Source organism: Paractinoplanes aksuensis, from assembly GCF_024137025.1.
Classification (GTDB): Bacteria; Actinomycetota; Actinomycetes; order Mycobacteriales; family Micromonosporaceae; genus Actinoplanes; species Actinoplanes aksuensis.
The window spans coordinates 1-13,127 of sequence record NZ_JAMYJR010000023.1; the positions used below are offsets into that span (position 1 = coordinate 1).

10 protein-coding genes are annotated in these 13,127 nt (G+C 71.9%); 1 reads left to right on the forward strand and 9 read right to left on the reverse strand.

The genetic code is table 11. The features are described 5' to 3' along the window. Positions 1-130: 130 nt before the first annotated feature. From M1L60_RS20855 to uraD, 5 genes are all read right to left on the reverse strand, one after another. The gene (locus tag M1L60_RS20855) at positions 131-1,624 is read right to left on the reverse strand and encodes a DUF1996 domain-containing protein (protein WP_253239137.1); all 1,494 of its coding nucleotides are present in this window, start codon (positions 1,622-1,624) and stop codon (positions 131-133) included. A gap of 214 nt (positions 1,625-1,838) precedes the next feature. Continuing rightward, the gene (locus tag M1L60_RS20860; RefSeq protein WP_253239138.1) at positions 1,839-3,194 is read right to left on the reverse strand and encodes an 8-oxoguanine deaminase; all 1,356 of its coding nucleotides are present in this window, start codon (positions 3,192-3,194) and stop codon (positions 1,839-1,841) included. Then, positions 3,191-4,051, reverse strand: coding sequence for a factor-independent urate hydroxylase (gene pucL / locus M1L60_RS20865; protein WP_253239139.1), 861 nt, complete (start codon positions 4,049-4,051; stop codon positions 3,191-3,193). The genes M1L60_RS20860 and pucL overlap by 4 nt, the downstream gene beginning before the upstream one ends. Positions 4,052-4,057: 6 nt before the next feature. Beyond that, complete coding sequence (gene uraH / locus M1L60_RS20870; RefSeq protein WP_253239140.1) at positions 4,058-4,420, reverse strand: hydroxyisourate hydrolase; 363 nt, start codon at positions 4,418-4,420, stop codon at positions 4,058-4,060. Beyond that, a complete protein-coding gene (uraD, locus tag M1L60_RS20875; RefSeq protein WP_253239141.1) occupies positions 4,410-4,913 on the reverse strand; it encodes a 2-oxo-4-hydroxy-4-carboxy-5-ureidoimidazoline decarboxylase in 504 nt (167 codons plus the stop codon). Before uraD ends, uraH begins: the two co-directional genes overlap by 11 nt. A gap of 165 nt (positions 4,914-5,078) precedes the next feature. On the opposite strand from uraD, the gene M1L60_RS20880 reads away from it, so the two are divergent. Further along, a complete protein-coding gene (locus tag M1L60_RS20880; protein ID WP_253239334.1) occupies positions 5,079-7,775 on the forward strand; it encodes an ATP-dependent RNA helicase in 2,697 nt (898 codons plus the stop codon). 1 nt (position 7,776) lies between these two features. Here M1L60_RS20880 and M1L60_RS20885 read toward each other — a convergent pair whose 3' ends face one another. The 4 genes from M1L60_RS20885 to M1L60_RS20900 form a co-directional block, all read right to left on the reverse strand. Beyond that, positions 7,777-10,086, reverse strand: a complete 2,310-nt coding sequence (locus tag M1L60_RS20885) for a putative bifunctional diguanylate cyclase/phosphodiesterase (RefSeq protein WP_253239142.1) — start codon at positions 10,084-10,086, stop codon at positions 7,777-7,779. 81 nt (positions 10,087-10,167) lie between these two features. Then, positions 10,168-10,890: a PP2C family protein-serine/threonine phosphatase gene (locus M1L60_RS20890; protein WP_253239143.1), complete on the reverse strand. Its 723-nt coding sequence runs from the start codon at positions 10,888-10,890 to the stop codon at positions 10,168-10,170. Between the two features lie 70 nt (positions 10,891-10,960). Next, positions 10,961-11,989 (reverse strand): hypothetical protein, encoded by a 1,029-nt coding sequence (locus M1L60_RS20895; protein WP_253239144.1) that lies wholly within the window; start codon positions 11,987-11,989, stop codon positions 10,961-10,963. After that, positions 11,982-13,100, reverse strand: coding sequence for a transporter substrate-binding domain-containing protein (locus M1L60_RS20900; protein ID WP_253239145.1), 1,119 nt, complete (start codon positions 13,098-13,100; stop codon positions 11,982-11,984). Before M1L60_RS20900 ends, M1L60_RS20895 begins: the two co-directional genes overlap by 8 nt. Positions 13,101-13,127 lie beyond the last annotated feature (27 nt).

The following is a 13,127-nucleotide window of genomic DNA, read 5'->3' on the forward strand; positions in this document are numbered from 1 at the left end:
GGGGCCCCCGCCCCCCCCCCCCCTCCCCCCCCCCGGGGGGCCCCCCCCCCGGGGGGGCGGGGGGGGGGCCCCCCACCGGTGGACGAGTGCGGTCACGGTTGGGGACTGGTGGCCGTGCCCGCACTCGCGATCAGAAGTTGCCGTACGTGTCGCACTTGGCCTTCTGGACCAGGCAGTCCTTGACCCGGTGGCCGAGAGCGGCGTCCTCCCAGGCGAGGAACGCATCGCCGTGCATCGAGCTGGCGTTGCCCGAGCTCAGCTTGAAGCCGGCGCTGGAACCCGAGGTCGGATAGCCGATCACGAAGGCGATCGACGGGATGGCCACCGGGAACTTGCCGCTGCACTTGCCGGACGAGTCGGCCCCGCCGGTGTGCGACTTGTGGTCGGGGCTGTCCAGGTGCACGCCGTCCCAGCAGTCCGGGAAGGTCAGGTGGAAGGTTAGCTCGGCAGTCTTGGCACAGACCGGCCAGTTGCCGTCGGCGCTGCGGCCGATCTCGCCACCGGCGCCGGCGCACCAGAACTGGCCGTTGGCGCCCTTCGGTGTGGCCACCTGGCGCTTGGCGTCGCCGACGACCATCCGGAAGCCCTGCGGCAGCGGCATGGTCCTGGTCGAGTCGGGCAGACGCGAGCCGTAGTAGACGGTGACACCGTGCGGTTCGACCTTCTGGCCGTTCTCGTAGAGACTCGGGATCCAGTACGACGAGTGGTCCTCGTCCGGCTTGCAGCTGGAACCGGTGTTCTTGAGCAGCGTGTCGGTCGTGGTGAACGCGTCGGTCGACTTGTTGCCCAGGAACGAGTGCATGTGCGAGCCGCCCGGCAGGCCCGGCAGCACGATCGGGTCGTCGGCCAGCGCGTGGCTCACCTTGCACGAGGCGTTGAACTCGGCCACCCGCACCGGGTTGCCGGTGACCGGCTTCATCTTCATCGCGTTGAACTCGGCGACCTGGGCCTTCCACTTGGCCTGGTCCATCACGACCCAGCCGGCGCCGGTGGCCGGCGGTGAGGTGGGCGTGGTGGTCGCCGGCGGCTTCGTGGTCGGGGCGGTCGTCGGCTTCGTCGTGGGCGGCGTGGTCGTGGGCGGCGTGGTCGTGGCCGTCGCGCCCAGCGTGAACCAGTTGATGTTGACGAAGTCACTGCCCTGCTTGCTCTTCAGTACGGCGAAGAGCTTCTGCTTGCCGGCCGGGGCCTTCACGGTGGCCGTCTTGGTGACCCACTTCTGCCAGCCACCGGTCCTGGCCACGGGGATGGTGGTGAGCAGGGTTCCGGTCTGCGAACCGACGCGCAGCTCGATCGAGCCGCCGGCGGAGTTGTCCGACGCGATCCGGGCCGTGACCGTGCTGCCGATGCTCACGTTGTCGTAGCGCAGCCAGTCACCGTTGGCGAGCCAGCCGACGTTCTTGCCGCCGTCCTGGTCACCGGTGTTCTCGGTCTGGGCGCCGGACTGGGCCGAGAATGCCTCGGCCTGCAGGCGGCCGGGCACGACGGTCTCGGCCGCGTTCGCGGTGGCGATGTAGACGCCACTGCCGCCGAGCGCGACGGCGACGGCCGAGGCCAGGACGACGCGGGTCACGCGGCGCCGGGTCTTGGGGTTGGGCGGGGCGACGTGGAGGGGATCCGTCCGCATTTCTAAATCTCTCGTCTCTGCCGTTCTGGTGAACCGGTGGGGGCAGTTTCACCAGGAGTATGCACAGGTCAGAGACTTGATTCAATCCGCGGAGAAAGAATTAGGAATGGCATTCCCAAGCGCCGCAGGTAGCCGCAATTCCTATTCTCGATAACGCTTTTCGGGGGAATTTTTCTTAAGTGTTTCTTAAATCCGCTGAGCGGCCGCCCGGTCGCTACGCGTGACGCGCCTTGTCCATCAGACGCCGGTGGGCCCGGGCCGCCTCGCGCGCCAGCGTTTCCGCGTCGGCGTGCACCAGCTCGCCCCGTTCCACCACCGGGCGCCCGCCGACCAGGGCCAGCTCGACCGGCGCGGCCGGGCCCAACACCAGCGCGGCCAACCGATCCTCGATCCCCGCGTGGCCGAGCCCGTCGAGCCGCCACACCACCAGGTCGGCCAGCTTGCCGGCCTCGATCGAACCGAGATCGTCCTGCCGCCCCAGACACCGGGCGCCGCCCATCGTGCCCAGTCGCAACGACTCACGGGCATTCAGCGCACCCGGGCCACCCCGGGTGCGGGCCGTGTAGAGCGCCTGCCGCAGTTCCTCCCCCAGGTGACTCGCCTCTTGCGAAGCCGAGCCGTCGACCCCGAGGCCGACCGGCACCCGGTGGTCGAGCAGTTCGCGCACCCGGGCCGCGCCCGCGCCGAGCCTGGCGTTCGAACTCGGGCAGTGCGCCACCCCGGTGCCGGTCGCGCCCAGCTTGGCGATCGCCGAGTCGTCCAGGTGGACACCGTGGGCCAGCCACACGTCGTCGCCGAGCCAGCCCAGCCGCTCGGCGTACTCGGTCGGCGTGCAGCCGAACCGCTCGCGGCAGAAGTCTTCCTCGTCGTCGGTCTCGGCCAAGTGCGTGTGCAGCCGGACGCCCTTGCGTCGGGCCAGTTGCGCCGCCTCGCTCATGAGGCGCTCGGTGACCGAGAACGGCGAGCACGGCGCCACGGCGATCTGCAGCATGGCGTCGGGTGACGGGTCGTGCCAGCGGTCGATGGCCTTCTCGGTGGCGATCAGGGCCTCGTCGGTGCTCTCGACGATGTTGTCGGGCGGTAGGCCGCCGTCCTTCTGCCCCAGGTCCATCGAGCCGCGGGTGGGGTGGAAACGCAGGCCGACGCGCCGGGCCGCCTCGATCTCGGCCTCGAGCACGTCACCGCCGTCGCGCGGGAAGACGTAGTGGTGGTCCATCGACGTGGTGCAGCCGGACAGCGCCAGCCAGCCCAGCCCGGCCCCGGCCGCCGCGCCGACGACCTCGGCGTCGAGCCGGCCCCAGATCGGATACAGCGTCCGCAGCCACCCGAACAGCGTCTCGTCGACGGCCAGGCCCCGGGTCGCCCACTGGTAGAGGTGGTGATGAGTGTTGATCAATCCGGGCGTGACCAGGCAGCCCGCGCCGTTGACGCGCCGGCCCTCTGCCGTGGGAGCCGTACCCGCACCCACCGCCGCGATCCGGCCGTCGTCGCCGACCACCACATGACCGTCAGCGTGATAGCTGTCCGAGTCGTCGACCGTAGCCACGGCGACGTTCTCGATGATGATCACGGGTACCACTCCGTTATCGCCGGGGGGACGTCGTCGCGGGTCACAGTGCCTTCGATCAGCCCGTACGGCCGGTCGCCGGCGATGAAGACCTCGTTGTGGTTGGACAGCTCGAAAGGTGACAGGTCGACCAGGTAGTGGTGCTTGTTGGGCAGCGCCAGCCTGATCTCGGCCACCTCGGGCAGTTCGGTCAGCACCCGGCTGCCCATCGCGTACAGCGTCTGCTGCAGCGAATAGCTGTAGGTGTCGACGAACGCGCCGGTCAGCGCCTCGACCGCGGCCGGGAAGGACTTGGCCCAGTCGGTGTCGTCGCGCAGATGCCGCCACCGGGCGTCGACCGCGGTGGCCAGGATGCGGTCGGTGGTCTCGGGCAGGGTCGTGTAGCGGTCCTGCGCGTACCCGTGGAACTCCGAGTCGGTCGCGTTGAGCAGGGTCAGGCCGGAGACGCCGCTCACCACCTGGGTCTGCTCGACGGTGACGGTGACCTCGGCCGTACGCGTGTGGTCGCCCTGGCGCCGGAACGAATGCGGCCCGAGCCGTTCCCAGCCGAACGACTCGATGCCGACCCGGGCCGCGCGGATCTGCGTGTGGGTCTCGACGAAGTGCCGGGCCAGCAGTAGCGCGAACTCCTCGGGCTCGCCGACCCCGGGCTCCTTGGCGAAGGCGTACACCGTGTTCTTCATGGTGTCGGTGGGCAACACGCCCGCGTTGTCGCCGGTCAGGTGGGTCGCGGCCAGGTCGCCCGAGAGCGCGACGCTGACGTTGAGATCGGCCAGCGTGTGCGTCTCGCCGTCGCGGGAGACACGGACCAGCCGCACCTCGGCCTTGCCGTAACGGTTTTCTCCGAGCACGATCGCCACGCGCGTTCAGCTCCCTCGATAGGTCGTGTATCCGTAGCGGCTGAGCAGCAGCGGCACGTGGTAGTGCCGCTCGGGGTCGCGGACGTGGAAGGCGACCGTGATCTCCGGGAAGAAGCAGTCGGCGCCCAGGTAGGGCTCGACGTAGAAGGACAGCCGGTAGCCGCCCGCCTGCCAGTCGTGCATCGGCACCCGGTAGCGCAGCCGCCCGTCGTCGTCCGTGCGCCCCTCGGCGATCGTCCCCCAACCCTGCGAGTCGCGTCGCTCCAACCGCACATAAACATCGCTGGCGGGCTCACCGTTCACCGTGTCGAGGATGTGGGTCGAGATCTTGGCGTGGAACGCGGGCGCGGTGCCGTCGTCAGAGGGCATCGAGCACCCGCTCGAGTCGCAGCAGCGCGATCCGGCGCAGCTGGTCGGTGACAATCGGGCGTTCGGTCGCCTCGTCATTAGTCAGACGTTCCCGCGCGGCGGCCAGGATCTCGCCCTGCGTACGGCCGCTCGCGAAGATCAGAAAGACATGGCCGAACCTTTTCTCGTACGCCTGGTTGGCCTCGATCAGCGCGACCCGGGTGGCCTCGTCGGCGCCCTGGGCGGCGGACTGCTCGCGCCGGGACCAGGCCGCCTCGGCCGAGTTGCCGGCAGCGCGCTCGCCGATGCGCGGGTGGGCGGACAGGCCGGCCAGCACCTCGGGCCAGCTCAGCGCCCGGGCGGCGGCATCGGCCGCGGCCAGCAGCTCGGCCCGCGACTCGTAGGGCCGTTTCGCGAGGACGGCGGCGCCCCAGGCAGGCGCGGCGCAGCAGGCGTGCAGATCGGGCTCGAGACGGGCGTCGGGCAGCGAGTTGAACACCTCGACCACGTCCATCGGCACCCCTTCCGGTATCAGTCAGCACCGTAGCGTTTTCCTGTTTCGCCAACCCTGCCATGCCGGTCCGACAGTTTTCGGTTATCCACATTCCGGCGATGTCCACAGGCGCCCGTCCGGTCCGGCGACTTTGTCGGACCCGTGCGCCAGGATGGTCCCGTGCTGATCGCCGACGACGCCCTGCCCGAGCTTCCGATCCGTGCGGTGCTGCCGCGGGTTCGCGAGGCGCTGTCCGGCGCGGGCGCGGCGGTGCTGGTGGCCCCGCCCGGCACCGGCAAGACCACGCTGGTGCCGCTGGCCCTGCCCGGCCGGGTCGTGGTGGCCGAGCCCCGACGACTGGCCGCCCGGGCCGCGGCCCGGCGCATGGCGTCGCTGCTGGGCGAGCGCCCCGGCGAGCGGGTCGGTTACACGGTGCGCGGCGACCGCCAGGTCTCCCGCCGCACCCAGGTCGAGGTGGTCACCACCGGCGTTCTCGTGCGCCGTCTTCAGCGCGACCCCGAGCTGGCGGGCACGGCCGCCGTGATCCTCGACGAGTGCCACGAGCGTCACCTCGACACCGACCTCGCGCTGGCCTTCCTGGTCGAGGCGCGGGCTGCCCTGCGTCCCGACCTGCAGCTGCTGGCCACCTCGGCCACGGCCGACGCGGGCCGGCTGTCCGAGGTGCTGGGCTCGGTCCCGGTGCTGACGGCGACGGCCCCGCTGTTCCCGGTCGACGAGGTCTGGGCGCCACCCACCGGGCCGATCACGCCGCCGCTCGGTCTGCGGGTCGACCCGCGCCTGCTCGACCACGTCGCCGCGACCACCCGCCGGGCGCTGGGCGAGGGCGAGGGTGACGTGCTCGTCTTCCTGCCCGGCGCCCGCGAGATCGACGCGGTGGCGGGCCGCCTGTCCGGGGTCGAGGCCGAGGTGATCCCGCTGCATGGGCGCCAGCCGGGCGCGGTGCAAGACGCGGCCCTGCGCGCCGCTCCGCGGCGGCGGGTGGTGCTGTCGACGGCGGTCGCCGAGAGCAGCCTGACCGTCCCCGGGGTCCGGGCGGTGGTCGACGCGGGGCTCAGCCGGGTCCCGCGCATGGATCACGCCCGCGGCCTCGGCGCGCTGACCACGGTCCCGGTGTCGCGGGCCGCGGCCGTGCAGCGCGCGGGCCGGGCCGGCCGTGAGGCGCCGGGCCGGGTCTACCGCTGCTGGTCCCCGGCTCAGCACGACCGGTTGCCGGCCCAGCCCGAGCCCGAGATCGCCGCGGCCGACCTCACCGGGTTCGCGCTCGACCTGGCGCTGTGGGGCCATCCCGACGGCTCCGGGCTGGCCCTGCCCGATCCACCGCCGCCGGGCGCGCTGCAGGCGGCGGTGACGACCCTGCGCGACCTGGGCGCGGTCGACGCCAGCGGCCGGGTCACGCCGCGCGGCCGGGCGCTGGCCGACGCGGGCCTGCATCCGCGGCTCGCCCGCGCCCTGCTCGACGGCGCGCCGCTGGTCGGGTCGCGGCGGGCGGCCGAGATCGTCGCGCTGCTCGACGACGACAGCGCCCGGGCCGACGACCTCACCGCCGCCTGGCGCCGGGCCCGCGGCCGCCGCGACCCGGCCTGGCGCAGCGAGGTCAACCGTCTGTCGGCCGCCCTCACCCGCAACCCGGCCGACGAAACCACCCCCGACGTCACCGACACCGCAGCCGCCCTCGACGAGCCCGCCCTCGCTGGTAACACCGACGCCGCAACCCCTGACACCGCAACCGCAACCGCTGCCGACGCCGACGCCGCTGCCGCTGCCGCTGCCGCTGCCGGCGGATCGTCCTCCGGGGCAGGCCCCGGCGCTCGTGACTCCGGCGGCGGAGGGCGGCACGGGCCGGGCGGCGGCCGGGCCCGCGCGGCCGGAACGGGGCCGGGCAACCTGCCTGACGATCTGGCGGCAGGGCTGGTGATCGGGTTGGCCTATCCGGAGCGGGTGGCCCGGGTGCGCGAGGCCGGCGGCCGCGACTATCTGATGGCGGGCGGAACGGCGGCCGAGCTCACCGGCGGCAGCGGGCTGGCCGGCGTCGAATGGCTCGCTATCGCCTCGGCCGACCGGGCCGCCGGAGCCCGGACGGCGCGCGTGCGGGCCGCGGTCCCGCTCGACGAGGCGACGGCGATCGAGGCCGCGGCCACGCTGCTGACCGACGCCACCGAGATCGGGTGGGCCGACGGCGACGTCGTGGCCCGCACGGTCCAGCGTCTGGGCGCGATCACGCTGGTCGAGCGCCGCATCACCGACCCGAACCGCGAGCTGGTGCGCGCGGCCCTGGCCGAGGGCCTCCGGCGCGAAGGGCTCGGACTGCTGACCTGGTCACGCGGCGCGGTCGAGCTGCGGGAACGGCTGGCCTTCGCCCATGCCGCGCTGGGCGATCCCTGGCCCGACGTCTCCGACCAGGCCCTGCTCGACCGGGCCGACGAGTGGCTCGAGTTCGGTTCGGCCCGCCGCCGCTCCGACCTGGGCCGCATCGACGTGGCCCCGGGCCTCCGCCGGCTCCTGCCGTGGTCGGTGGCCGGGCGGCTCGACGAGGTGGCCCCCGAGCGCCTTCCGGTGCCAAGCGGGTCACGAGTCCGGGTCGACTATTCCGATCCGGAGTCACCGGTGCTGGCGGTCAAGGTGCAAGAGGCCTTCGGGTGGCGCGACGCCCCGAGGCTGGGCGACGGGCGCGTCGCCGTGCTGCTCCACCTGCTCTCCCCCGCCGGGCGACCGGTAGCCGTCACCCGCGACCTGGCATCGTTCTGGGCGCAGGGCTACCCCCAGGTGCGAGCCGAGCTGCGCGGCCGCTACCCCCGCCACCCCTGGCCGGAAGACCCGACCACCGCCGAACCGACCCGCCGCACCAAACCCCGCTCGCGCTGACTCAGTTGGCCAGGTGGGCGGCTGAGGACGGGCCCGCGGGCTGCACCGGGATCATCGGGGGCTGCAGGCGGTGCAGGGGGCCGGGCTGGCCGAACAAGTAACCCTGACCGACCTGGCAGCCAAGTTCGGCCAGCGCGTGGGCCCGGGACGGCGTCTCGATGCCCTCGGCCACCACGACGATGTCCAGGTCGGTGCAGATGGTCAGCACCGAGCGGCACAGCGCGCCGGCCCGGTCGGGGGCGATGTCGACGTCGGTCAGGGTCGCGTCGAGCTTCACGATGTCGACCGGCAGCGAGTGCAACTGCGCCAATGCGTTGAAACCGCTGCCGAAGTCGTCCAGGGCTATCCGTACGCCGTAGGAGCGCAAGCGTTCCACCACGGCCGCGGCCGCCGCCAGGTCCTGGATGCGGCGGGTCTCGGTGATCTCGATGACCAGCCGGGACGCGGGCATGCCGGTGCGCGACAGGGCGGTGATCACCGACTCTTCCAGGCCGGTCTGGCTCAGGCGGGCGGCCGAGACGTTCACGTGCATGTCGATGGGGCGGCCGTAGATCAGCGCCAGCGCGGCCGCGTCCGTGCAGGCCTGTTCGAGCACGAAGTCGTCGATCGCGGCGACCAGGCCCGTGCGTTCGGCCACCGACACGAAGACGTCGGGGTGCACCGGGCCGGCCACCGGGGACGTCCAGCGGGCCAGGGCCTCCACCGCCACCGTCGCGCCGTCGGTGAAGCGCACGATCGGCTGGTAGAAGACCTCGAACCCGGCCGCCGCGGGGTTCCCCGAGGCCAGGGCCTGGGCCAGCAGGTGCGGCAGGTCGGCGTGGGGGCCGCCGTCGTTCGTGCCGGCGTACCGGGCCATCGCGCCCTTGCCGCGGCGCTTGCTGGCGTACATCGCGGCGTCGGCCCGGCGCAGCAGTGCGTCGGCCGTCATCGGCTCGCCCCGTTCGGGCACGACCAGGCCGATGCTGGCGCCGACGCCGACCGTGTGGCCGTCGATCACGAACGGTTCGCGCAGCGCGGCCAGGATGCGGTGGCCGGTCGGTTCCGCCTCGGCCGGCGAGTGGTCGAGCAGCACCGCGAACTCGTCGCCGCCCAGCCGCGCCACCAGGTCGTCCGGCGACACGCAGCGCTGCATACGCTCGGCGATGGCGTGCAGCACCCGGTCGCCCATGGCGTGCCCGAAGCTGTCGTTGATGAGCTTGAAGTCGTCCAGGTCGGCGAAGAGCACCGCCACCGGCCGCTCGCCCAGGGCCCCGGTCAGCCGCTCGCGGAACAGCGCCCGGTTGGCCAGGCCGGTCAGCGGATCGTGGTAGGCCTGGTGATGCAGCCGGCGCTGGCCCTCGGACACGCGGTCGAGCAGCACCGTGTTGTCGACGATCGTGAACATCTGGCGGGCCACGACCAGCCCCAGGCCGAGCCAGCCCAGGTACGCCTCGAACGGCGACAGCGGCTTGCCGGCCCCGCTGTTGATCGCGATCATCACGCCGGTCGCGGTCACCGGCACGTACGGAAGCAGCAGGTGCAACCACTCGCGCTCCCCCGCGTCGGCCGGGACCGGCGGGTCAGCCGGCCGGGACGACAGCGCGGCCACGGCCAGCAGCGCCGGGCCCAGCAGATGCCCGGCCGACGCCCACGGCGACAGCGGCCCACCGGCCAGCTGCACGAGCCGCAACGTGTCGCTGAAACCGAACGCGACCAGGGCCAGCCCGCCCAGCGCCAGCGGCCGCCGCGCGGCCCGCGAGTCGGGCCGGGTGAGCAGCAGCAACAGCACCATGGTGGCCAGCACCAGGTCGCTGATGGCGTACCCGGCGGCGGCCACGATCAGCCCGGTCGGCTGCCCGGACCAGTGGAACCAGTCGCGCGGCACCACCGACCAGACCAGCGCCAGCAGCGAACCCGCGATCAGCACACTGTCGAGCATCAGGGCGAGCTGGTCGCGGCGGGCCGAGGTCGGCACCGGCCGGGGCCGGGTGTACGGGGCCTGCAGCAGCGTGATCAACAGGACCGCGGGCAGCAGGAAGAACCCGACGTCGGACACCATCGTGACCGGACGGTCGGGCAGCATGACGTCCTGCACCAGCCACCAGAGCCGGATCAGCGCCCAGCCGACGAGCCCGAGGCCGAGGAGCACCCGCCACCGCCGTTGCAATCCGGCCCGGCGGCGCGCCGCCGCGAAACAGATCCACGCCGCGGCCGCCCCCGCGACCAGCTGCGTGGCGTCCGCGTACAGACGCCAGCCCGACGGCGCGATGAACTCACCGGCCGCGGTGACCCCCAGGACGATCGCCAGCGTGACGAACAGTCGCGCCGTCATCATCACCACCCAGTTGAGCCGCGGGCCCCCCGGTCCGCGACCGGAGTAACCTACCGCAGCTCCAGGCGCGACACTGAGTGCTCAGTCCACCGAAGTCAGATCGGCGACAATCACCGTCACGTTGTCGGGCCCGCCGCCGCGCAGCGCCAGGTCGATCAGCCGCTCGCAGCACGCCTTGGCGTCGTCGGCGGCCAGCATCTCCTGCTCGATGGTCTCGTTGGTGACCACGGCGGTCAGGCCATCGCTGCACAGCATCCAGCGGTCGCCGGCCTCGGGCTCCACGATCACGTAGGCCGGGCTGACCGGCTCGCCCTGCAGCACCCGGGTCACCACGGACCGCCGCGGGTGGCCGGCGGCCTCGTCGGGCCGGATCAGCCCCTGGTCGACGAGCATCTGGACGTACGTGTCGTCCTTCGTCAACTGGTTGAGCCGGCCCTCGCGCAGCAGGTAGGCCCGGGAGTCACCGACGTGCGCCATCGCGGCCCGGGTGCCCGAGAACAGCACCGCCGTGAGCGTGGTGCCCATGCCCTGCAGCGAGTTGTCGGCCTCGACCTGCTCGGCGATCCGGCCGTTCGCGACCTCGAGCGCCTTGTGCAGCGCATCCATCTGGTGGTCGTTGTCGATCGGCACGTCGAGCGCCGACATCGACTCGATGGCGAGTCGGCTGGCCAGGTCACCGGCGGCCATTCCACCCATGCCGTCGGCGACGACGAGGAGGCGGTCACCGGCGTAGTAACAGTCCTCGTTGTTGCTCCGGACATGTCCTTGATCGGTGCCGGCGGCCCACCGCAGGTGCAAGGTCATGGCGTGCAGCTTCCCAGATCATCGCAACCCTGTCTGCACGCGGTCCGCGGCGTTTCGCCGGAAAAGCGTGCTAGCTGGGGCTCAGTGGTCGCCCGAGGCATCGTGGATCGACCTCCGTCACGCGGCGTGTCGGTGCGATCCAGGACAGAGCGGAGTCGGTCACCGCCCACCCGCGGACCGCGACGGCGCTGTCGGGCGGCCGCACCGGTTCGGGGCAGAGAGTCTTGGAACGCACCTGATCATTGGGGATGAACCTCACCAGTCCACCATCTTCGAGCACCGTCGTCGAGGTGTCGTCTACGGCGATCAGCTGTCCGCGTAAAACATGAGCCGGTTTGCCCGCCTCGCCCACCTCCACCGCGCTGTTCGGCAACACCGGAGCCCGCAGGAAGACGACCCCGATGGCCAACGGCGCGAGCAAGGCCGCCCCCACCGCCGGCCAGTGCGTCACCAATCTCGCCGCCCGCGCCGGCACCGGCCCGGTCAGCAGCGGCCCGAACAACGGAGGCAGCCCCAGCAGCAGCGCCGTCGACGTCTCCCCGAGCCGGAACGCCTGCACGATCCCCGGCCACACAAAAACAAGAACAAGGACCCCAACCAGCACCGGTACGCCGATGGTGATCCACGCCATCAGCCAGCGCTCGGTGTGAAAACGCTGCACGGCGGTGAGCCCGAGGATCGCCACGATCAGCATGCCGAGCAGGGGCAGCAACCGCAGCTGCCACGTGAACGCGGCCAGCATGGCGGCGAGCAGCACCACCCAGTCCGGCATGCGCAACGCGGTCACCGCGAGCAGCGACCGGCCGGCGTCCTCGGGCGCGCTCACGAGCAGCACGCTGCCGAGCAGCCGCAGCACCAGCACGACCGCCGGCACACTCCAGATCAGCGTGATGAAGAGCGCACTGATCATGCCGAGCGGCGAGATGTACTGCACCAGCAGCAACATCGTCGGCAGATCCTGCCGGCTCAGATACCAGAGCCGCAGCACCAGCAGCACGAGCGGGAACGCGGGCAGGATGGTGAGCAGGTAGTTGAGCTGCGCTCGACGACGCCGCGCGGGGATCGGCCCACCCTTGACGTAGATGCTGTTCTCACTCACCGAACACGTCCTCCCACGGCTGCTCCCGGATGGCCGGCCGAGTCACCCGTGGCTGCTCGGCGACGGCAATCGGCGCCTTGCCGTTCTTGTCCACCTCGGACTGGAGGTTGCGGTCGTAGGCCTCCTCCCACCGGGAATCCTTCGGGTCGGTGTACGAGCGGTAGAGCGTCAGATCGACCAGCTTCTGCAACGCCGGGTTCTCACCGACGTTGATGCCGTACCGCTCGGTCGGGTCGAGCCCGACGTCCCAGTGGTCGAAGTCGTCCGGCGTACGGTCCTTGAACCCGGCCAGGATGGCGGCGTCGGTCGTGACCGCCTGCACCCGGCCCGCGCGCAGGTCGGCGATGCACTCGCTGATCTTGTTACGCGGCACGACGACCGCCTTCTCGTCCTCAGGGGCGTCCAGGCTCGTCGAGGCCGAGATCGAACAGACCCGCTTACCGCGCAGGTCAGCGATCGAGGACACCTTCGGAATGCTGCCCTTCATCGTCAGCACCGACTGCTCGGTGTAGAGGTAGGGCGCCGAGAACCGCACACCTTCGGCGATACGTTTCGGGGTGATACTGAAGCTGGCGATCACCAGTTTGACCGGCACCCGGGCGCCGTCGGCCGCAGTGGCCTGCATGCGCGGACGGTCCTCACTCTCGATCGAGTAGAACCGAACCTCCGACCGCCGGAACCCTAGATCCTCCGCGATCATGTACGCGATGTCGACGTCGAAGCCGCTCCACCGCCCGTTCTTGTCCCGGAGCGCCAGGCCGGGCTGATCGTCCTTGACCCCGATCGGCAGCTCCGTCCACGACACGATGCCGGCCTGATCCCGGAGGTCGGCCACGGACGGTGGCCCACCGACGAAGAGCCTCACCATCGCCAGCGCCAAGGCGAGCACGATGGCCAGCCCGAGCGCGGCCAGCCGGAACGCGGCCAGGTTGAAGCGCGGCGGCTCGATCAACGGCTCCGGCTCCGGCGGGGGCAGCCGCTGCTCGGCAGCCTCGCGCTCGGCCAGATCCTGCACGGCGATGTCCTCGGCCGTGCCTTCCGGACCTGGTGGCGTACGCCGTCGCACCGGCCACGTGAAACGGCCGGTCACCCCGCTGCGATCGGAACTCATGGCCGCCAATCGTGCCGCATGAATGTC

Excerpts from the sequence above, each read along its gene's own strand:
- M1L60_RS20855 (WP_253239137.1), bottom strand. The coding sequence starts at position 1,624 with ATGCGGACGGATCCCCTCCACGTCGCCCCGCCCAACCCCAAGACCCGG.
- uraH (WP_253239140.1), bottom strand. The coding sequence starts at position 4,420 with ATGCCCTCTGACGACGGCACCGCGCCCGCGTTCCACGCCAAGATCTCG.
- M1L60_RS20900 (WP_253239145.1), bottom strand. The coding sequence starts at position 13,100 with ATGAGTTCCGATCGCAGCGGGGTGACCGGCCGTTTCACGTGGCCGGTG.
- uraD (WP_253239141.1), bottom strand. The coding sequence starts at position 4,913 with ATGGACGTGGTCGAGGTGTTCAACTCGCTGCCCGACGCCCGTCTCGAG.
- M1L60_RS20890 (WP_253239143.1), bottom strand. The coding sequence starts at position 10,890 with ATGACCTTGCACCTGCGGTGGGCCGCCGGCACCGATCAAGGACATGTC.
- M1L60_RS20885 (WP_253239142.1), bottom strand. The coding sequence starts at position 10,086 with ATGACGGCGCGACTGTTCGTCACGCTGGCGATCGTCCTGGGGGTCACC.